Annotated in this window: 14 protein-coding genes; 2 read left to right on the top strand and 12 right to left on the bottom strand. The window is 49.7% G+C overall.

All coding sequences use genetic code 11. The annotated features are described in order from the left end of the window. Positions 1–183: 183 nt before the first annotated feature. The 7 genes from AC6IB1_RS08225 to AC6IB1_RS08195 all read right to left on the bottom strand — a co-directional run bounded on the left by AC6IB1_RS08225 (position 184) and on the right by AC6IB1_RS08195 (position 5,015). Complete coding sequence (locus tag AC6IB1_RS08225; protein WP_497568600.1) at positions 184–465, bottom strand: type II toxin-antitoxin system RelE/ParE family toxin; 282 nt, start codon at positions 463–465, stop codon at positions 184–186. Beyond that, a complete protein-coding gene (locus AC6IB1_RS08220; protein ID WP_497568599.1) occupies positions 462–746 on the bottom strand; it encodes a type II toxin-antitoxin system TacA family antitoxin in 285 nt (94 codons plus the stop codon). The genes AC6IB1_RS08225 and AC6IB1_RS08220 overlap by 4 nt, the downstream gene beginning before the upstream one ends. A gap of 161 nt (positions 747–907) precedes the next feature. Further along, positions 908–1,489, bottom strand: coding sequence for an alpha/beta hydrolase family protein (locus tag AC6IB1_RS08215; RefSeq protein ID WP_497568598.1), 582 nt, complete (start codon positions 1,487–1,489; stop codon positions 908–910). Positions 1,490–1,524: 35 nt separating this feature from the next. Beyond that, positions 1,525–2,636 (bottom strand): IS3 family transposase gene (locus AC6IB1_RS08210; protein ID WP_497566779.1). Its coding sequence is split into 2 segments (ribosomal slippage): positions 1,525–2,384 and positions 2,384–2,636, totalling 1,113 coding nucleotides; the frame shifts between segments, so codons are not numbered across the junction. A gap of 46 nt (positions 2,637–2,682) precedes the next feature. Further along, a complete protein-coding gene (locus tag AC6IB1_RS08205; protein ID WP_497568597.1) occupies positions 2,683–3,126 on the bottom strand; it encodes an alpha/beta hydrolase in 444 nt (147 codons plus the stop codon). A 203-nt stretch (positions 3,127–3,329) separates the two neighbouring features. Beyond that, entirely contained in the window at positions 3,330–4,223 is an 894-nt protein-coding gene (locus tag AC6IB1_RS08200; protein ID WP_497568596.1) for a hypothetical protein, read from the bottom strand. A gap of 342 nt (positions 4,224–4,565) precedes the next feature. Then, positions 4,566–5,015, bottom strand: coding sequence for a helix-turn-helix domain-containing protein (locus AC6IB1_RS08195; protein ID WP_497568595.1), 450 nt, complete (start codon positions 5,013–5,015; stop codon positions 4,566–4,568). Positions 5,016–5,105: 90 nt separating this feature from the next. Between AC6IB1_RS08195 and AC6IB1_RS08190 the strand changes: the two genes are divergently transcribed. Further along, positions 5,106–5,912 (top strand): sulfite exporter TauE/SafE family protein, encoded by an 807-nt coding sequence (locus tag AC6IB1_RS08190; protein ID WP_497568594.1) that lies wholly within the window; start codon positions 5,106–5,108, stop codon positions 5,910–5,912. Between the two features lie 113 nt (positions 5,913–6,025). Here AC6IB1_RS08190 and AC6IB1_RS08185 read toward each other — a convergent pair whose 3' ends face one another. From AC6IB1_RS08185 to AC6IB1_RS08175, 3 genes are all read right to left on the bottom strand, one after another. Then, positions 6,026–6,502 carry a Dps family protein gene (locus tag AC6IB1_RS08185; protein WP_497568593.1) on the bottom strand — a complete coding sequence of 159 codons (477 nt, stop codon included), beginning with the start codon at positions 6,500–6,502 and terminating at the stop codon, positions 6,026–6,028. A gap of 145 nt (positions 6,503–6,647) precedes the next feature. Next, complete coding sequence (locus AC6IB1_RS08180) at positions 6,648–7,385, bottom strand: glycerophosphoryl diester phosphodiesterase (RefSeq protein ID WP_005505897.1); 738 nt, start codon at positions 7,383–7,385, stop codon at positions 6,648–6,650. A gap of 121 nt (positions 7,386–7,506) precedes the next feature. After that, a complete protein-coding gene (locus AC6IB1_RS08175) occupies positions 7,507–16,680 on the bottom strand; it encodes a retention module-containing protein (protein ID WP_497568592.1) in 9,174 nt (3,057 codons plus the stop codon). Between the two features lie 405 nt (positions 16,681–17,085). Here AC6IB1_RS08175 and AC6IB1_RS08170 point away from each other — a divergent pair, with 405 nt between their 5' ends. Next, positions 17,086–18,255 carry a Card1-like endonuclease domain-containing protein gene (locus AC6IB1_RS08170; protein ID WP_497568591.1) on the top strand — a complete coding sequence of 390 codons (1,170 nt, stop codon included), beginning with the start codon at positions 17,086–17,088 and terminating at the stop codon, positions 18,253–18,255. 70 nt (positions 18,256–18,325) lie between these two features. Here the strand turns inward: AC6IB1_RS08170 and udp are convergent, their stop codons facing one another. Together udp and AC6IB1_RS08160 are read right to left on the bottom strand one after the other, a co-directional pair. Beyond that, a complete protein-coding gene (udp, locus tag AC6IB1_RS08165) occupies positions 18,326–19,093 on the bottom strand; it encodes a uridine phosphorylase (protein WP_497568590.1) in 768 nt (255 codons plus the stop codon). A gap of 194 nt (positions 19,094–19,287) precedes the next feature. Continuing rightward, a complete protein-coding gene (locus AC6IB1_RS08160) occupies positions 19,288–21,651 on the bottom strand; it encodes a zinc/cadmium/mercury/lead-transporting ATPase (protein ID WP_497568589.1) in 2,364 nt (787 codons plus the stop codon). Positions 21,652–21,681 lie beyond the last annotated feature (30 nt).

Genomic DNA, 21,681 nt, shown 5'->3' with positions numbered 1-21,681 from the left:
ATGCCACGTTCGGTGCACTCGGCAAACGCACTGAACTGGGTCGTGCCTGGAATGTTTTGAAGTGTCACATTAGGAAGGTTAACGAGTGATTCGGCAGGCACCAGCGCGGGGGGGTGATTGGCAGAAAGCGAGATGACTGTGACGAGATTTTTTATCAACGTCTATTTCTTAGAGTGCCTGTCCTTAAAAATCCATAGGGAATTTTTGTTTCTGGTGGAGTACGCGCATGATACGGATGATATCGCCTTCTACCCAGTAAGATACGATCATAGAAATCTCAGGAATTATAAGTAACCGTCCGAGAATTCCATCTCTTTGTACTCCCATTAGAGGTTGCTCAAGCAAGTTTTCTACTTTTGCTTCAATGAGATCGTCAGTTTTCTCTGCCGCATCAGGGTTGAAGTCATAAAGAAACTCGAAGATCTTTTCACGATCATTCAGTGACTCTTCTTCCCATAAAATCATTGCTTACCTCGATTTCGGATTCTGGCTTTGCGCTCCTCCATTCGAAATTTAGCAGTTTGGTGCTCAACGAAAACGGATTTTCCTGAGTCAAACTTCTCAAATGCTAGGTTTACTTGTTCAGTTAGCCACGCATCGTGAGATAAAGCTTTTCTTTGTTGTTCAGCGAGTTGCTCTGTAAGTTCACGGCAAGCATCGCTCAGCGTGCGACCTTGGCTCTCAGCCATTTGTTGAGCTAGGCGTTTTGTTTCTTCATCAACACGAAATTGAATTCTAGTGTCCATGATGTATTCCTTTGTTGGCGTGTGCACAAATGTTAGCACTGGCCTTTGAGGTGGGCAATGAACAAGAAAGAATAAGTGTCGCACAGCCAACACGTTATTTGAGTGTTGGACAAGCCCGTTTGCTTAAATAGCTCGAATGGGCATAGTCAGATTCTGTGCGATTATCGAGTTAACCCAGCCAGAATTACATCCAAAATTTTCTGGTGACTGTCCTTTCTTGAAGCCTCTCTGGGCTCGTGACAAAGTGCTCCCTCGCCTTCTGAGGCGAGAATTTTTATGCCACGCTCGGAGCATTCTGCGAACGCACTAAACTGGTTCGCGCCTGGAATGTTTTGAAGTGTCACATTGGGAAGGTTAACGAGTGATTCGGTAGGCACCAGCGCGGGGTGTTGATTGGCAGAAAGCGAGACGACGGTGACGGGATTTTTTATCAATGTCAGCGTTTCGGGAACAAACGTTTCGGTCAGTTCAGGGCTGATGACGACGACAGATGTCAGAGTATCTTTTGTCTTAATTTGGCGGAATTTTTCATCTGGAATATTTGCAATATCAACGTTGCCTTTGCTTAACCAACGACAGTCGATATTGGTGTTGTTGTCGCATGATGCCCGGTATTTTTCCGGGCTTATTTGCGCACCGGAGAGCATCAGCATCGATGTGCCGCCCAGAAAAAAGCCAACACCGGATACCTGATCAAACTCCACGCCTGTAGCGAATGTCTCAACCGTATCAAGTTGAGACAACCCAAGCACCAAGTCACTGTGTAACCCTCCCCATTTTAGTGACAGTCTAAATTAGAGCTTTTCCTGCTTTCATACTTAGCCAGATATTCCCAAGGGGTTAGGTCATTGAGAGAGTCATGCGGTCTCTCGTTGTTGTATTCCTTCATCCAGTTTTCGGTGATTTCTCGGACTTCGGACAGCGTTTTAAAAACATACATGTCGAGAACTTCAGTTCGATAGGTTCGGTTAAAGCGTTCAATGTATGAATTTTCTGTTGGCTTGCCTGGTCGGATAAATTCAAGCTCAACGCGGTTCTCTTCCGCCCACTCGGCCAATGCCGTTGAGACAAACTCAGGGCCGTTGTCCATGCGTAGTTTTTGAGGCGCACCGCGCCAAGCAATAATACGCTCTAGGACTCGGATAACTCTCGGTGCGGGGAGATTCAAGTCCACTTCAATGGCCAACACTTCTCGATTGAAGTCATCAACAACGTTGAAGGTGCGAAAACGCCGGCCACAGACAAGGGCATCGCTCATAAAGTCGATAGACCAACAACTGTTCGCCCAATCAGGACAACAAAGCGGCGTTGGTTCTCGCTTAGGGAGGCGTTTCTTACCCTTTCGCCTCAAATTGAGTTTTAGCGAACAATACACGCGATATACTCGCTTGTGGTTCCATGCGTGCCCCCAACGTTTAAGGACTTTGAAGAGTTTTCCAAAACCATACGCAGGGTAACGTTCTACCGCTTCCTGCAGCTTGGCAATGACTTCATCATCACGATGCGGGTCAGGACGATACCGATACACTGAATCACTGATGCCAACCACGCGGCAGGCCATCCTTAAGCTGGCCTGAAAGTGTTGCCGAACGTATTCCACAAGTTCACGTTTAACCGCTGGCGTTACAGCTTTTTTTCTAAGATATCTTTGACAATACGATGCTCGAGGCTGAGATCTGCAAACATCTGTTTGAGCCTTCGATTTTCGTCCTCTAGCTCTTTCAGTCGTTTAACATCAGAAGCTTCCATGCCGCCGTACTTGGATTTCCAGTTGTAGTAAGTTGCATCGGAAATGCCGTATTCACGGCAGACTTCGTTCACTTTTCGACCCGCTTCCACTTCTTTGAGGATCTTGACGATTTGCGATTCCGTGTAGCGTGATTTTTTCATCAGACGTTCTCCGTTCGTTTCAGTGTAAACGGAAAAACTCTAATTGCTAATGACCCGCTTTTCGGGGAGGGTTACAACTGGTCCTGAATGTGATTTCATCGACCACCATGTCAGCCGTGATGTCATTTGGTGCAGGCGGCTTAGGCACAATGACCACGTAACCTTGTTGCGCCAGGTTTGATGCTATCCATCCCGTATGGGAAAAAGCTGACCGTGTTCCCCCTAAAGACAAAAGTACGGCTGAAAATTTTCCATCAGCTAACGGGGCATCTAACTGCGTTTCGACTGGCTTAAAAATCTTGCCATTGCCAAAGGTGAAGTTGGTTTTGTCGCTCTTGGTGGGATACCAGTAATACACGTCAACAGGCTTGCCTCTGTCATCGCTGAATGCCGTTTTTACGGTTAGCGCAGATTGGTATTTCGTCTCTTTGGCACTTACGCTGAAACACAATATCGCCAATACAAATGACATGAGTATTTTGGTTTGCATATTTCCCTCCACCTATCAAGGCGAGTTCATGAATATTTCGAAACAAACCATTCATGCTCTCGCCTTTGGAATCTAGCCAAGCTAATATCTAATAGTACCCCAAAAACCTTTAAATATCATAACGTAATTCACTTTATTATTACCATTCCAACTGACTTACATCAGAGATTTTTGATTAAAATAGTAGGAAGAAATACAAAAATCTAAAATTCTGTTCTTACAGTGCTAGCTTTTTTCCATTTATTAACCGTGCCATTTTCCTCATTAAAATCAGAAACCAAGCATCTGGCATTAGAAATATAGTCGTATCCACGACTAATGCCTAATCCGTGATACCCAAACACCCGAGATTGAGGGAAATACTTATTGGCTTCTGATTTTGCACTTTTAGCCAAAGGTTCCGTACCTCTTTTTCTTTCTGATATATCACCTGTTTTTTCAAAAGACTTTAATGTTTCTCTATCCGCACTTTCACACGCAGTTATTTTTATTTTTACATCTGGTTTGACCTTATTACCAATAATAGTATGCAAATCTTTCATCGCATCTGCTATTAATTTACTGCCACTATCACATTTGGTTGTTTCAAACAAATGTGGTCTTCCTGCTTCACCATGCCCTACCACATAAATATTTTCAATCACGTTATCTGGCAGTGATTTAGGATCAACCACTGTGAGTCTTTTAAGTGCTAGGTGCTCGCCAAGTATTTTTGTTTCCTTGGGTAATGCTTTATGAACATTCTCAACACCTACTGATTGAATATATGGTGTCATTTTTTTCTCATAAACTTCACCGTCTTTTAATCTTCCTTGAAGTTCTTTATTTTTAAATTCGTTTATGGTGGCCTTTAGAAGACCACGATTTAACATTGAGCAGATGATAGGTAACGGTTCTTTCCCCTTTAAAACCCGTGCTGTATTAATACCCATGGCTTGCATGACCATATCTTCATTACTAAATGGACAATATATAACGCCATTGGGTACGTTAGAAATACGTTTTATATTCACTGGAAAACAACTTACGCTTTTTTCAGTGACTTTTAACATATTTTTTTCTGGGGAAGGACAAGAAATCGTGGAAATTGTTCGCATAGATCATCTCCGTTAGGATAAACACCTGCTCAATGCAAAAAAATGCAGGTTTAAAAAACTGAAAATTATCCGCAGCTCTAAATGTTAAGGAGTCTGTAAGTTGTGGTGACGCAATATCAAACGAGTTATCAACGCAAATAACCTATATCAGTAACAAACTCTTTTCACTCACAAAATAATACAGCACTGCCCAAAAACAAATACACTATCCTTCATGAAAAAAAATAAATCTTGTGAAAAAAAATTAAAAAAAAATCAAATAAATTCATTCCTTCTCTTAAAGCAAGAACGCTGTTTTTATCGCCTCCTCCTAATTTGACGCCACATATTGAAGTCGTCACCCTATCCACGTTTGGAAAAATAACGTGCAGGAGACTCTCCGTAGACTTTTCGAAACATCGCAATAAAGTTGCTCGGCGTTGAATAACCCAGAGCAAATGAAACGTCACCGACAGAGTTCCCTCTCGCCAACATTTCTAATGCATGTATTAACAATATCTGTTGTCGCCACATGTTAAAACTCATAGTTAACTCAGCCCGGACCAATCGCCTGAGTGTTCTTGAAGACATGGCACCGACACTGGCCCAGTGTTCTACAGATTTTGTGTTACCGGGCTCATCCAACATCGACTGGGCTATCTTTTGTAGCCTCGGGTCTTTCGGCAACGGGAAATAGAGATTCTCTTGGGGTGCCCGGCCAATTTCATCAAGAATGACGCCGAGAATGCGTGATTGTTCTGGGGGTAAATCATCAGTTTTACTCCAGCTAACCGCCCGATGACCACTTTTCATTATTTAATGTCCATATCACGTTATCACGGTCGACTCGTTTTCTTTTAGCATTTTAAAAAGCCCACCGAATTCGTGTGACATGGAGTTTTTATGAATGAGTATTTGTTTATTTTCTATTATGTAGCAGCAGGCACGGGCATTGGGTTGCTAGCCGGGCTTGTCGGTGTTGGCGGCGGCGGAATGGCAGTCCCTATTTTTACTTTTCTATTTACAAAACAAGGAATAGGAAATGAAGACGTGGTTCACCTGGCACTGGGAACTTCCATGGCCGCGATGATTGTAACAACATTTGGCAGTATGAGAGCCCATTTAAAGAAAGGAAATGTTGATTCAAACATGACAATAAAAATGTCTGGCGCTGTGCTTGTCGGGACATTTTTAGCAACATTTACCGCCTCGCATCTACAGGGAATATACCTGGCCGGATTCTTTAGTCTGTTTATGCTTTTTGTGGCATATAAAATGTTCATAAAGAAAGAATACGGTATTAACCCTCACCCGCACGGGCCTGTTGCCAATACCTTTGCCGGGTTTGTAATAGGTTCAGTTTCATCACTGGTATCAATAAGCGGTGCGGGACTCACTATTCCCTATCTGGTTCAACAAAATTTCGAGATAAAACGGGCAATAGGCACATCGGCTGCCATTGGTTTTCCTATCGCGCTATCTGGCAGTTTGGGTTACCTAATTAACGGCTGGGGCAACACTGATCTGGACAGCATGATATTGGGCTATATTTACCTGCCCGCGATGATTGCCTTTTCAATAAGCAGTTATTTCACCACGCGAGTTGGCGTTCGTTTGGCTTGTTACTTTCCAAGTGAAACCCTCAAGAAAATCATCGGGGTGCTTTGCGTCATACTCAGTATCAAGATGTTTTTCCAGGTGATTGGCTGATGTTTTCCGGAAAATCTACCTTTTTTAATGTCTGGCCTTAAAAAACCAACCACAAAAGCCGCCCGTCGGCGGCCCCTGTCTTACGGAACATTGCTTACAAGAATCGTTACGGCTTAACCGTTTTCACGCATGGCACGCAGCATCCAGGCAGTTTTTTCGTGCTCACGCATGCGATCTGATACCAGTGATGCAGAAGATTCGTCGTCGGCATCCTGTGCCAGTTTCAGAACATCACGGGCTGTGCGGACAACCTGCTCATGGCCTTTGGTGAGAAAGTCCACCATCTCATCCGCCGTTGGCACGCCTTCTACTTCTTCAATGGCGCTCAGCTCAGTAAACGCTTTGTAAGTGCCCGGTGCAGCCACGCCCAGCGTACGGATCCGCTCTGCGATTTCATCTACCGCTAATGCCAGCGCATTGTACTGCTCTTCAAACATCGCGTGGAGTTCGCGGAACTGCTTACCGGTCACATTCCAGTGGAAGTTGTGGGTTTGCAGGTACAAGGTGTATGAATCCGCCAACAGACGTTTCAGGCCCTCTGCAATTGCAATCCTGTCTTGCTCTTGAATACCAATATTAATTGGTGTCATATCCGTCCCCTTATCTCTTGCACTGTGATTGGCGAGGTTCATGCCTCAACCGTTTATGGGACTATCTTATGACGTGCTAAGTGATAGGTATAATCGTTGATGCGTATAGATTCAATTTGTCATACCTATCACTTTTGTGGGGTTTTTAGCCGCTACGGTAACGGGATGGGAATTGGTGGCCGATGTCGGTAAATATGCCGTCTACCCCCCAGTTGAACAACTGGTTGGCACGCATCAGGTCATTGACGGTGTAAACATTCACGGCATAGCCCTGCTCTTTCATTTCCAACACCATTGTTTTGGTCAGGCCTTCGTTGGCAACATGAATGGCTTCTGCCTTACATGCTTGCAAGATGGAGAGCCACTCTTCCGGCAGTTGAGGTTCAAACAAGCAGGCGACCGGCACATCCGGACAACGGCGTTTAAATTCAGCCAAAGCCAGTGGGTTGAAGCTGGAAACCAACAGATCCAGGTTGTTGTCGAGCTTTTCCAACCCTTCAATCACTCCGTCGATCAGGCGTTCGGTGTTATCCCAGCCGGAGGTGCAGGATTTAATTTCTACATTCACGTTAAGCTGATGTTTGTTGGCCAGCGCAATGAACTGCTCAAAGGTGGGAAGCGGTTCTCCGATAAAATCGTCACTGAACCAGCTACCTGCATCAATGTCAGCCAGATCGTCAATGGTCTGGTCGTACAGGCTGCCTGTACGGTTGGTGCATCGGTCAAGGGTATCGTCGTGGCTGATGACAACGGTGCCGTCAGCAAGGATATCAACATCACACTCCACCCACTTCAGGCCATGTTCGGCACAAAGGGCAAAGGCAGAAAGTGTATTTTCCGGGGCCAGAGCAGACATTCCCCGGTGTGCGTATAGGGTTTTCATTGTTCTTGTCGTCACTTGTGATTGTCTAGATATAAACTACCTCAAGCTTATTGATTCATCGAGCAATAATCGTAAAAAAGCACCGCTTTCGCAGTGCTTTAGCAGGGTGAAACTGATTCGTTTAGTCCAACTTGAGTGTTTGGAGCTGCACCAGCTCCGTCAGGATTTGCGAAGGCGTGGCACTGTCTGTCAGACCAAGGTCCGTCAGGCCCATGCCATCAAGTACCACATCCTGAACCTTCATACTGCCTGGGGTCTGGGAGATATGCAGCGTCAGCCCGTCATCCGTTGTTTCTGGCGTAATGTAGCCCAGCAAGACATCAACACTGGTATTGCTGTCCACGGTGTCTGGCAGAAGCGCGGAAATATCCAGCTTGTCACCCGTGGTTTCGTTACCGACGTCGAAATCAGCAATGGTATCCACAGCAACCGTGCCGGTTTCAACGTCTGACCCTGACCAAGCAAAGGTGTCATCACCCGCCCCCCCTGTCAGGAGATCATCCCCTGCGCCACCGACCAGAATGTCATCGCCCAGGCCCCCCGCCAGCGTATCATCACCGTCCCCAGCGTAAATACGTTCACTATCGTCACCGGCTGTCAGTGTGTCATCTGCTTCCGTACCAAACTGGGTGGTGGGATCGAATACCACCAGTTGGCCGGACATCATCATGGATTCGAGGATTTCATCCTGTGTCAGCCCGGTTGCATCCATACCGAGCAACTCATTCAGCGTAACACCTTCGACAATGATGTTCTGAATCGGTGCGCTGGTATCGTCCAGCACCTGAATGCGGGTATTGCTTTCGACGGTTTGGATATCCAGACGGTTCGCCAAATCGGTGAATGTAATGATGCCGTTGGCATCAAACGCATCCGAGATATCAATCACGTCAATACCGGCTTCGAAGTCTTTGATGGTGTCGTTTGCGACATTGGCGGCATCACCAAAATCACCGGAGACCCATTTAAAGGTGTCAGCGTCGCCATCACCCGTGCCACCCACTTCACCGCCCCAGATATCGTCATCGCCTGCGCCGCCGACAAGGATGTCTTCACCCAGACCACCCACGACGACATCTTCACCCGCGCCGCCATGAACCTGTGCCGACGTATTACCATCGACAACCAGATTGTCCGCGCTGTTGTCAGCATCGTTCAATACGCCCGTGGTTTCTGTATCCACCACGTTGACATTGATGGTGAGTGTGGCTTCTTTTGGATTGCCATCCCCGACATCTGACAAAGCCGTTACTGTGATATCGCTGGGAGGCTGCGCACTGAAGCGCAAGTTGAGATCGCTCAGTGTCAGGGTTTCCAGCTCGGTTTGGCTGAGCGTCCAGGAGCCGTCACCATTATTGGTGCCGACCGGTGCGCCAGAGGCATCCACCAGATCTGCAGCGGTGCCAAGGCCACTAAAGATGAGCGAGAATTCATTGTCGATGGGGTCAACCAAGGTTGTCATCAAGCCAAGCAGTGGTACCAGCGCGCCGGTGGCTGCACGCATAGACGCCAGTTGCGACGCGGCAGTAAGCGCCGGTGTGTCTGACTTCGGTGCGATGACAATCGCCACGGTGTCACGGTCAAATTTCTGTCCACCGGAACCCGCATTGCTGCGATCACGGGTCGTCATGGTCAGGCTGTCTTCGCCAGACGTGTTTTCTCCGGCAAACTGGTATTCAACCCCTTCTTGCAGCAGGGCGTTGATGGCATCAATATCCCCTTCCAACCTGAGAAGATTGCTACCCTCACCAGAAATATTGATGTCTGCGTTTTCTCCCGACAGCGCCAGCGTGCTGCCTGCACCAACCGAAAGCTGAACGTTCACAATGCCTGCGCCTTCACGGGCATCTACATCCTCGACCTGAAGATCGGTGATAGTCAGAACGGTATCTTCTTCAGCGTCATAGCTGTCTGCCAGGATGTTAACCGGCGCATCGTTCACCGCACTGACATTCACCGTAATTTGCTTGTTCACGACATCGTCTGACACTGCGCCGTTATCCACGGTCTGAATTGCCAGATCCAGCGTGAACGTGCCATTAACATCCTGCGGCGGAACAAACGTCAGGCCATCGAGTTGGGTATCTGTTATTTCAACAACCACATTTCCACCGTCAGCGACCTCTGGAGTGACTGTCCCGGTTACGCCATCAGGCAACACAATTTGCCCGCCTTCCGGCACACCAACAATAGTGATCAACAAGGTTTCCGGTGCGTTTTCATTCACGCCCGGGCTTTCCTGCACAGCATCACGGTCATCCTTGGCGCGGATTTCAACATCCAGTGCCACCGCGGTATCTTCTGTGTTTGCCGCTGAGCCTGCGGCAAACACATTTGCGCCGTCGCCTACCGGATCGACGGTGACAGAGACCGACTGGCTGAACCCGTGTGGCTGGCTCAGACTGTCTTCCTGTGTGAAAACCGTGACGTTGAATGCGACGGTGCCACTGAAATCGCGCGGTGGCTGCACTGTAATCGCTGAGAGCGATGCTAAATCTGCTATCGCACCTGCCGGGATAACCCAACTGCCTGCGCCTGCATTCACCGCCGGTGCCGCCATAGTGAAGCCCTCTGGCAGATTTTGGATCAAAACTGAAACCAGATGTTCAGAGCCATCAATGTCGTTGAAAGATGCCCCGAGCTCTGCCAGAGAAATACCGCTATTGGCATCTTCTTCTACCTGAATTTCCGCCACGTCCCCATCAGACAGCTCGCTGCCGTTTTGAGTGAATGTCATCTCATCGTTCACGGCGGTAACATCGAAAGACAAGGTGGTGTTCACACCGCGGCTGTCTGTACCTGTCGTGGCAGTATCCGTGAGCATGATTTGGGCATCAATGTTCACCATGCCACTGAAATCTCCAGCCGGTCTGAATTTGATATCGCCCAGTTCAGCGCCTGTAAGCGTAATCGTGGAAACTTCAGTACCATCACTCAGCACAAAGACGCCTGCTGAAACGGGAACGGTCAGCACAGCACCGCTGATCGCTTCTTCCCCGTTGGCACCGTCAGTGTCCGCAAGTGTTGCACGAAGGCTCAGGGAAATCAGGCCATCTTCCAACGCCTGTCCCGGATACGCGCCTTCGGTTTCACCCGGTTCAAGCGGTTGAGGGGAGATTTCATCATTCAGACCAGTGGTGCCATTCACACCCAGTACGAATGACAGCTCACCGGAATTGTCACTCGGCTGCTCAGCCCCATCGGGCGGCGGAAGGTCAACCAGTGGTTTCACATTCAGTTGAACCGGGAACGTAGTGGTTTTGGTGTCACCACTGCGGCTGTCAATATTGACCACCGTTATTGGGATGAGCAATTCCCCGGCATAATCATCCGGCGGTGTCACTGTCAAGCCGGAGAGATCGAGCCCTTCGGGATAAGAATTACCATTGTCACGACGCCCCGGTATTTCATAGATGTAAGTGTCGTTATCAATATGGTAGCGTACGCCTTTAACCACTGTGCCGGGGGGAATATCAGCGCCATTAATCACGACGGTGATTTGGTCAAACGGTGACACGCCCTCGCCGCCCGCGGGGAATTCCAGTGCTTCGCCCACGGCCGCCAATGAAATTTCGTTGTCCTCATCCCCTTCAATAACAACCGTCTCTGTCGGTGGCGCTATCTGATAGGCTTCGTGCGGCGAGGATGTGGTGTTTTCATAATTCAGGGTGATCACCGCGCTTGATACGGGTGCCAGCGCACTGCTGTCACCCTCCCCAGCATCACCTAAATCCTGAATCATGGCTGAAATAGTAAACGTGGTTTGGCCGGAAGAGCCCGGAGGCGCAACAATGCTGAAATCATTGGGATCGTTCAGCACCCAGCCACCCTTACCATCACTTTCGGCGTTGTCGACGTAGAAACCGTCTTCCAGATTGGTGATCACAATACGGACAACCACTTCGTCGCTGGAATCATCCGGATGGGCGAAATTCACCCCTTCCTGAAGCACTATCCGCCCTTTGCTGCCCGTGGAAATTTCCGTCACCGGTGTTCCACCTTGCAGCAGTTGCAGCTCGCTGGCTTCGGTTTCCACCCGGGCTTCAATATTGATGTTAATGGTGCCTTCAACCACTTTCTCAGCCTGGTTGACACCTTCAAAATCTTCCTGCCTGACGGTGACAGACGTGGTCAATGTCAGGTCGGCATCGCTGTGTTCTTCACGTTTCACCTGCAGTTGGTAACCGCCCGCAATCTGCTCGTCGGTCAGGGTGATTTCTCCTCCTACCGGTATCAGGCTGACTGTCTCTGAACCATTAACCAGCTGCACGCTGTCGGTATCAGCAAAGCCGGAGATTGTCGCACCCACCACTTTTTCTACCACGCCTGGAGCATCGGAGTCCGGTGCTCCAGCAATAGACAGGTCTGGCTGCCAACCGACAGTGATCCAACGATCTTCAAACCCTGTGATTTCCGGGTTGGTATAACGGTCATCGGCATCAATCACTGGCGGGCCAATGATGACTTCCACTACCGTGTCAATCGCTTTGGTATCACCGTCATTTTCAGTGGCAATCAAACGCGTGACAATGTGCAGATCTTCGGTGGTATGTGGCGGCAACTTGATATACACATCCAGCCCTGCCAGTGCAGCAAGATCGACCGAGTAAGCCGGCACTGACATGCCGTTGTCATCGGTTTCCCACCCGGCAAACGCCAGTTCAGCCTCCGTCAGTGATCCGTCTGCATGCTTGACAACAAACCCGACGCCCTGTGGCGGATTGACAATGATCATTGAGAGTGACTCGGAGGTGTCATCCGGTGCCAGTGCTTTTTCACCGGAGATCACGGTAAAGTCGACAGCCACCAGACCGTCACCCTCGACACCGTCTTCAGGCACTGTCGTCGTGACCTTGCCCGTGACATCATCCACCAGCCATTGCCCCGGTTCAGTCCCCGGATTTTCAGCCTCAAATACTGGCGCGTCTGCCACACCCTTGACAATCACTGCCAGTGACATCGCAGGAATAATGCGCTCGTCAACAGGCGAATCCGGTGCAGTGTCTACGACGATGCCTTCCACTTGAACGGTGAAGTTTTCGTTGCTGTGGACAGGCGGGATAATTTCCAGTTTGTCGATGTCATCGACGGAAATGCGGTCTGCATCGGTCAGCGGTGTGAGGACACCGCCGTCATTGAGTTGCAATACCGCACCGTCTGGCAAATCAAACAACCTGACAAACAGTGACTCTGAACCATCGTTGTCCGAGCTCAGTGTGGTCAGTGAAATTTTGTCCGCCAGCAAGATGGCATCGCCTTCAGCAAGATTCGGATCTGGATTACCGGCATCTTCGTTGCCAAACACCCGCTGAACCGTCAGCCGTGCCTCATCAGCTTGGGGTTCCACGCGGAAGACAAACGAGGTTTCTGCTGACGCTTCTTCCTCGCTGGCCGGTGCGGATTCGCTAGAAACGGCTTTAACTGTCAGCGTCACATCACCGCTGAAATCCGGATCTGGCACAAAACGCACCTTGTCCAGTTGGGATGGGTCTGAGAGTACATAAGATCCGTTTCCGCCAGAAATAAACCCTCCCAGCAGCTCTCCCCTGTCCGGTGACAGAGTAAATTCGTATCGCAGGGTTTCAGAGCCATCCGAATCCTGCAGCTCCGCTGAGATAAGATCTGCCAAGACAAAATCATCCGCACCGAAACGCACATGGTCCTCATCCACTTCAAACACGCCGTCAGCGGCTTCTCCGATCAGACTCAGGTTTGGCACATCGGCCACACCTTCCACCGTGATGTCGAGGGTATCAGCAGACATCACCGGTGAGTGGCCATTGACTTCCAGTTCAACGTCAAACTGGATAAGGTTGGTGCCATCAAAAGAGGAATAATCCGGATCCGGCACAAAGGTGACGCCTGAAAGGTTAAAAATTAATGGTTCATCTGTACTGGCAGCCTCAAACATATCAGCACTCAGCACAATGTTGCCATCGGCATCCGGCAAGATTTCTACGCCGTTAAAGTAGAAGGTGCCCCCGATATCACCGGCTTCATCCCGGGTGGTCAGGGTCACCTCACCGTTCAGTATTAGCCGACCGCCATCTTCATAGGCTTCGCCTAAATCATTGTCACCCAGATTAAGCTGCATATTGATGGGAATGCCCGCACTGCCATCAACGCCGGCAGATTCGGTATTAGAGTCTGCCTGTCCCTGATCCTCACTACCCGTCACATCAGTAAATGATAAGGTAGGTATCTGATCGGTAATGGTGAGCGTGATTTCACCCTCTGCGGTATCACCATCAAAGTCGGTGATTTTGTATTGCAGACCTTGTTGCAGCACTTCCTCCGGATTTTCCAGATTAGGCTGCATCGTAAAGATGATTTCACCCACAGGTTCGTTGCGTGGATCAATGCTTACGGTACCTAGCGTTAGCGAAGGGTCGTCTGCAGAATAAATGTCGATTTCTGTTGGGCGTGTTGTAGAAACGTCGACCCACTCACTGCCATTAAAAATAGCAGTAATGAACGTTGTCGCATCCGCACCACTCAGATTTTCAATCCCCGGTACAGAGGCAGGATCTGTCAACGCAAAGACATCCACTGTTGCGGTAATGTCACCGGACGGCGCATCATCCAGCGCCATGTCGAGCGTACCCTGGGTATGTGGAACATCATCGGTCACCACAATCGGCACATTAATGCGGGGAGTTTCGTCGCCATCTGCATCAACCGCGTATCCTGACAGCGTGAAGGTCAGTTCATTGGCGCCATCACCTTGTTCGTGTACCAGTGCCGACAGGAGCTCAAAATCAAACGTACCGTCTTCATATAACTGGATCTGGAACACGTTGCGGGTATTGCCGCTGCCATCATCCGCCTGGCCCAAATACGTTTTTGGATAAGTATTACTCCCAGGATTTTCCTCGGCGAGAGTGACAGGCGAACCAATTTGATTCGCTCCGTCACCGGGATCAGCCACCGCCGTCAGTGGGATCATCTGGCCATCCGAATGCTTGACCAGTATGGGCTCATTGGTTCTCAGCCCAAAACCAGATACAGCATCACCAAATGCTTTATCTGAATTGAGTGTGAGAGCGCTGCCATCGTCACCGGCATCATCGAAATTCAGTGTGCCGCTGGCTTTCGAACCCGGATGGGCGCCCGTTCCATCATCAATGCCGCTTTCATCTACACGCACAGCATCACTGGCATTGAAATCAAAAAGGGTGGAATCATCATCCAGCACCGCAAAGGTGATCACCCGGGCAGATTCTGTATTGGGATCGTCTGGATCGACGAGTCTGTCGCCGTCGGTGTCTTCTATCTGCACCGGCACTTCAATCACAATTTGAGAACCATCCGCAGTTACCCGGCCAGACAGATTTTCGGTGTTGGGATCCTGCGGGTGGATAAGCGGTTGGTATTGGGTAAGGGTGGACTCAAGATCAACATCAAGGCCATTGGCCCCTTGCTTTGCTGACATGGAAAGTTCGAGTGCTGTTTCACCATGAATACTGGCAGTGATGGTAAACGTCGGGTTGCCTTCTGCATCTGTGGTTTCTGTGACGGTCACGTCGTCAACGTGCTCACCGGCGTTATTCTGTAACTCCAACAGTTCGGTTTTCAGCACCTCCATCTCTTCGATGGAGAGTGTGGCCGGATTCAGCCTGTCCGTTGTCGCCTCAATCGTAAACGTCTCTGACACACTGCTGGGGGTGGATTGGTCTTCCGGCGTTCCCTGTTCAAACAGCGCCACCACATCCAAGGCAAAGCCACCTTCGTCCGTTCGTTTACCTCCCTCTGCCACTTCACCATCAATCAGCTTGAATGACACCTCCGACTCGTTGCTGACATCGCCATCAGCATCCGTCACTGTGAAGGGGAAAGTAAACGTGGTGCTGTTGTCGTCATCATCTCCGTCACTGTCACTATGCTGATCAAACGGCTGGTATTGGGTAACGGAATATTCGGCAGGCTCGCCCGGTGTGTCGGACGGTTTCAGTGAAATTTCGAGGATTTTTTCCGGTGTATCGCCATTGTCAGTGTAAAGCGTGATCACACCGAGGACCGAGGTATCTACCGTGGTTGGCTGTCCATGGCTGGTGATACCAACAAACTGGGCCTCAGCAGCAGACGCATCAAAGTTGACGCTGGCTATCGAATCACTGCCGAGATCTACCCCCTCTGTCGAGGTTGCCGTATTCCCGACCAGTGACGCAGCCACTTCTGTCAGTTCTACGTTGGCATCAGCAAGGGCCGGTGCTGCGCCATCATTGCTTTCAAGCGTGAGTTGCGCCGGGTTTTGCATCAAATCGCCGCCGGTGTCTGCCACTTGCAGCGGCAGGTTGATGGTAATCCTTTCTCCATCCACATTGACGTAAGTACCGGCACCCGATGTATGGCCCAGTGGTCCGTTTTGAACCAATGTGGCGCTGACATTTAAGTCATTACCATTTTGAGTCGCGGTGATCACCAGCTCCACCACGACATCTCCATTCACTGTCCCTGTGAGGGTGAAAGTACCGACACCGCGAGCATCAACGTTGGTTTGGCGGGTAAAAACCACTGCGTCGCCATTGGCGGTGATCTGCGCCAGTTCTGCATCAACAATCGCCAAATCGCTTGGCGCAATCTGCAACGAGCCGGGAATAAGGGCTTCTATCCCTGCTTCAATCACAAAGTTGGTGGTGTCCGGCGTCCCGTAAGGGAGAAGATCCAAATCGCCTTCGGTGACAGAAAGTGCGGCACGCTGTCCGCCGACGGCATCGATATCTGGCCCAACGGGGAGATCCTCATCTTCTGCTTCTTCTGAGTCTTCATCGCTAATGATTGCGCCAAGGCGTTCGACATCATTATTCAGGCCGGCTTGCGGGCCTGTGGTATCAAACCCGGCTTCAGCCAGTGTTTCCGCATAACCATAATCCACCACAATAAAACCCGCATTGGCAGATCCCGCTCCTTCACCGGCAGCGGACGCTTCAAACACTTCTGTTGGGTCAACACCGTCAAGAATCAGTTGTTGGAGTTGGGCAACATCAAGGCCAAAAGGCACATCACTGTCGTTGAACGCATCAGGATTGAAGGTGGCACTATGCCCTGCAGTGTGAAGTGCAAATTCCGCATCGTTCATCGGCGTTAAACAAGATGCACACTTCCCATCAAAGACGAAACGTTGTTCGTTATTGCTGACAACGACAGAACTGTTGACGTTCGTCAACACAACCTGATTCGGTGAAATTTGCATCCCCGCACGGAGGTTGACGATACGGGCATCCTCTGACACCAGATATGCTTGCCCTTGCACCTTGTCGACGTTAAATCCAATATCGAACTCATGACCAATCATAACTTTTTCCCAACTTACGCTCGCAATTTTTCATGCGAATCCATGTCGTTACCTGTTGTGCACAGAGTTTAACCAGTGGTGTTGTCGCTGTCTTATCTCTACCCGGCTAGTTGTATGTAATGCTCAACATTGAGAATTTCTGAGACAGGTTTCTATCACGTTAACGCAACCTCATCTCGTTACTGACACAAATGACACTATTAATGGTAGGAAAATGAGGGAGAGTCGTACCAACTTTTCTCAATTGTTCTTTGGTTGTTCTCAGCATCCGGACAAAGCGACGCTGCTTTTCGCTGGAATTTGCAAGTAAGTACTTGAATATTGCGACCGATGCCCAGATATTAGTGTGAAGAACAATAAGGAATAAGAACGAAATATTTTCTGTTCGTTCCTAACGGAGTGATTATGGCCACACATGTCGGTATCATTGACCAAGATCCTGTCCGGTTGGTCACCGCCTTGCTGCACCGAAAGTCCAAGGCCGAAAAAGTGATTTTTATTGGCGTTGAATGTCAAATCCCCCAGTACGAACAGCTAAGCAAAGTGCTGTCGCCCAAAGGGGTTAAAACAGAATTATTCCTTATCCCCTCAGATATCAATATCCCGCTGATCAAAAGTAAGATTGAAGCGCTAGCGCGCCGTCTGAAAAATGAATGCAACGACGTCTTTTTCAATGCCAGTTGTGGGCTGCGTCACCGCCTTTTAACCGCTTATGAAATTTTCCGCACTTACCACTGGCCCATTTATGTGATTGAACCGTTTAGCGACGAGCTTTGTTGGCTGTACCCTGATGGCCAAAAACAAGAACAAGTAGAAGATCACATCAATATCAGTGATTATCTGACCATTTTTGGCGCCCGTTGCGAGCTGCCGGAAGAGGATATCCGCAGCGTGCTGGATACCACCATTGAGACTCTGGGGCACAAATGGGCCAGCAATGCGTACGAATTGGGCCCGGGCTTGGCAACACTGAACTACCTGGCAACCACCTGCCGCAAAGAACAAAGGCTGGACGTTGAGCTAAGCGAAAAACAACAGGGCTACCGTGAACTGGGTATATTGATTGATGATCTGAATGAAGCAGGCTTATCAACTTACCACAACGGCGTTTTGACATTTTCAAGCGAAGCTGCCCGACGCTTTGCCAATGGCGAATGGTTGGAGTGGTATGTTCACCACGTGGTGGAAGAAATCCAGCATGAGCTGCTCACCATTCAGGATTTATCGCTGGGCGTTCAGGTTTACCGGAAGATTGGCGACAAAGAAGTCCGGAACGAATTAGATGTGGCAACGGTTGTAAACAACAAACTTCACATTATTGAATGTAAGACTAAAGGCATGTCAAGCGATGGTGACGATACCCTTTATAAGCTTGAATCGATCCGTGACTTGTTAGGTGGCCTGCAAGCCAGGGCGATGTTGGTCAGTTTCCGCCCTTTGCGCCATCATGATATTACCCGTGCAACGGATTTAGGGCTGGCATTGATTGGGCCGGACCAGCTGGGTGACCTGAAAACCCACCTTTATGAGTGGTTCCTGCGCGCAGGTGGTCATGACAAAGGCCTGTTTAACTGATTGGCCTTTAAGACACCAACAGACATGAAAAAGCCGACGCAAATGCGTCGGTTTTTCTGTGAATGAAAGATTACGCAGTCAGCAGTTTACGTGCCGATTCAACGACCACTTTGATAGAGCGGGCTTCAGTGTCTGCCATCAACTCTGGACTTGGGATCTCTTTTTGTGTGCGGTTGACAATCACACCGGCAACACAACCTGCTTTCAGACCAGAGCTTGCACACATGGTCAACAATGTCGCAGATTCCATCTCAAAGTTCAGTACCCCCATCTCCTGCCATTCTTTCATTGAGCCTTGGAAGCGACGCACAACACGCCCACTGAAGGTATCGTAACGCTCCTGGCCTGGGTAGAAAGTATCACTCGATGCTGTGACACCTGTATGCACTGCCACACCTGATTCCTCAGCGGCTTGCTTCATTGCCGTTGTCACATCAAAGTCTGGTACTGCTGGAAATTCCATTGGCGCAAAGTGCAGGCTTGCCCCATCAAGACGGACAGAGCCTGTCGTTACAATGATGTCACCCACATTGATGTTTGGCTGAATCGCCCCCGTCGTACCAACACGCAGGAAAGTACGCACACCCAGTTGTGCCAGCTCTTCAACTGCAATCGAGGTTGAAGGGCCGCCAATGCCGGTTGAACAAACCACCACTGAGTGACCATCCAACTTACCCAGAAACAGGGTATATTCACGATGGCTTGCCAGAAATTTAGGTGTATCCATCAGTGCGGCAATTTTTTCAACACGGGCAGGATCGCCCGGAATGATCGCCATGGTTGCACCTTCAAGATCAGATTGGCTCACACCCAGGTGGAATACGGTTTGCTCAGACATTATTGACTCCTTCTAAGCCGGCATCTGTGCCAGCCCTCTCACGACAAAATACAACGGGTTCCCACCATACCAAGTGATCCAGAAATTAAAGTGATTAATCTCACTTTTAATGCATTTTAATTTCAATACATTTCACTTCATAATGATACAGATCACTTTGATTGATGCGAAAATGCGGCACCTTCATCATTATTTTATACCACTTTTTCTCTCAACCCCTTGTTTTTAAAGCGAAGTAGACGCAGGGCATTCAGGGTCACAATGGCTGTTGCGCCGCTGTCTGCCAGCACGGCAACCCAAAGGCCAGTGAGCCCCAACACACTGGTCACCAAAAAAATCGCTTTCAGGCCAATCGCCAACGCCACATTCTGTCTGACGTTCCGCATGGTTGCACGTGACAATGCAATAACAGAAGGTATGTGCTCTATCCGGTTCTGGCTCAGTGCAATGTCTGCGGTTTCCAGTGCAACATCCGTGCCGCCCCCCATGGCGATACCAATCGTTGCGGACTTCATCGCCGGTGCATCATTAATGCCATCGCCGACCATCGCCACCCGACTTGTCGCTGACATTTCACGAATGGCATCCACTTTACCTTCAGGCATTAAGCCGGCACGGAAATCCATACCAAGCAGGTGGGCAAGACCAGCCGCTGCATGCGGGTTATCGCCCGTCAACATCACGGATTTCACGCCAGCGCGGTTTAGTGCCGCAATGGTATCCTTAGCCGTAGCACGTAGTTCATCACGCCAGGCAAGTGCACCGATGGCGTTCCCATCCGCAAATACGATTGCCACCGTTTTACCTTCATCGGCCATTTGCTGTGCGGCCTGCTGTTGCTCCGCTTCTATCACCCGGTTGTCGGGCAGCTTGTCCAAGGCAATCATTTCAATAGACTGACCGTCTATCTCCCCTGCCACACCTTTTCCGGCAGTGGCATGGATGTTTTGTGCCACTCTGGGCGCAATACCTCGGGAAGTTGCCATGGCAACCACAGCTTTCGCAAGTGGATGGTGTGACCCTTGCTCAACGCCCGCTGCCAATGCTAACAGCTTGTTTTCATCACCTTCCCAACTCAACACATCAGTAACAACGGGTTTTCCTTCTGTCAGGGTGCCGGTTTTATCAAACGCTACCCACTCAACATTGCTGAGTGCTTCCAGTGCTGCGCCCCCTTTGATTAACGCGCCATACCGCGCCGCTGTTGCCAGACCGGATGTCATGGCCGCAGGGGTAGAGATCACCAGCGCACACGGGCAGGCAATCAATAGCAGGGCAAGGCCTCGATACACCCAGGTATCCCAACTCCCGCCCAACATCACCGGTGGAATCACCACTACCAAAGCAGCAACCAAGATCATCAATGGAGTGTACCAGCGGCTGAACCTGTCGATAAAACGCTCTACTGGCGCCCGGCGTGACTCCGCATCTTCAATCAAGGTCAAAATCCTGTCGATGGCGCTTTCGCCCTGTTTTGACACCACCTCTAGTGTGACAACGCGATCCACCGACATCGCACCAGCTGGCACTTTCTCGCCCTGCTCCTTCTCAACAGGAATAGACTCACCGGTCAGCGCACTCATATCAAAACTTGCTGTACCACTTTGGAGTACAGCGTCGGCGGGTAAACGTCCTCCCGGTGCTATCTCGATCACTTGACCAGGTTGCAATGACGAAACCGGAACAGATTCTCGACGACCATCTGGATAAACACGGATAGCCGATTCCGGCACCAGCGCCATTAATGCCTGAATGCCTGCACGCGCTTTCGCAGAGGCGTAACCTTCCAACCGCTCACCAATGAGAAACAGCACCAATACCATGGCCGCTTCTACGGTTTCGCCTAAATAGAGCGCGCCCAATGCCGCAACCGACATCAGAGTTTCAATGGAAAAGGGAGAACCGGAGCGCGCTAGCGTAATCGCTTTTTTCACGATGGGAAGCAGCCCCAATATCGTCGCCAGCATGAAAAGTATTGTTCCGGCTTGTGGTTGCCATTGGGAGAGAATCGCGGCCAGCGACATCACCGTCGTCAGTGACACCAACAAGGCGTCTTTTCTTAGTCTGGCAAACCCAGAAACTGCTTGTTCAGTACGTTGAGGGCCACCAAGGTTGACCAATGGAAAGCCGGTTTGAATGGCTTTATCTTCAATCGCTTGTCTCAGTGCCGGTGTATATGGCTTGTCTAATGTGACAATGAGTTTCTCGGTAGCAAAGCGCACCTGGGCAGATGCGACACCCTCCAGAGTGCCCAGCGCCGCTTCCAGCTTGGCAGCGCAGCTCGGGCAATCCATATGAGTGACTCGCCATGAAAGGCTGTCAGATGACGAAAGCGGGCTTTGTTCAGGTTCAGAGAACTCAGACTGGCTGTTGCAAGATGTGCTGCTGCAACAGCCCTGGGGCGCCGGATCGTCAGTTTCCCCGTCTGGTTTCTCTGTGGTTGTACAACATGTTGTACTGGTTGTTGTTGACACACAACATGCATCCGTTTTTGCGTCTGGTTGACGGATATGCTGTTCGGGATTTTGGCATTTTACTGATTGGCATGAATGGCACATAGGCTTCTCTCCTAGTCTGATATGCCATCA

The sequence above is a fragment of the Grimontia sp. THUN1695 genome, from assembly GCF_059704325.2.
The sequence above is the reverse complement of the archived record's forward strand: the minus strand, read 5'-3'. Positions and strand labels throughout refer to the sequence as shown.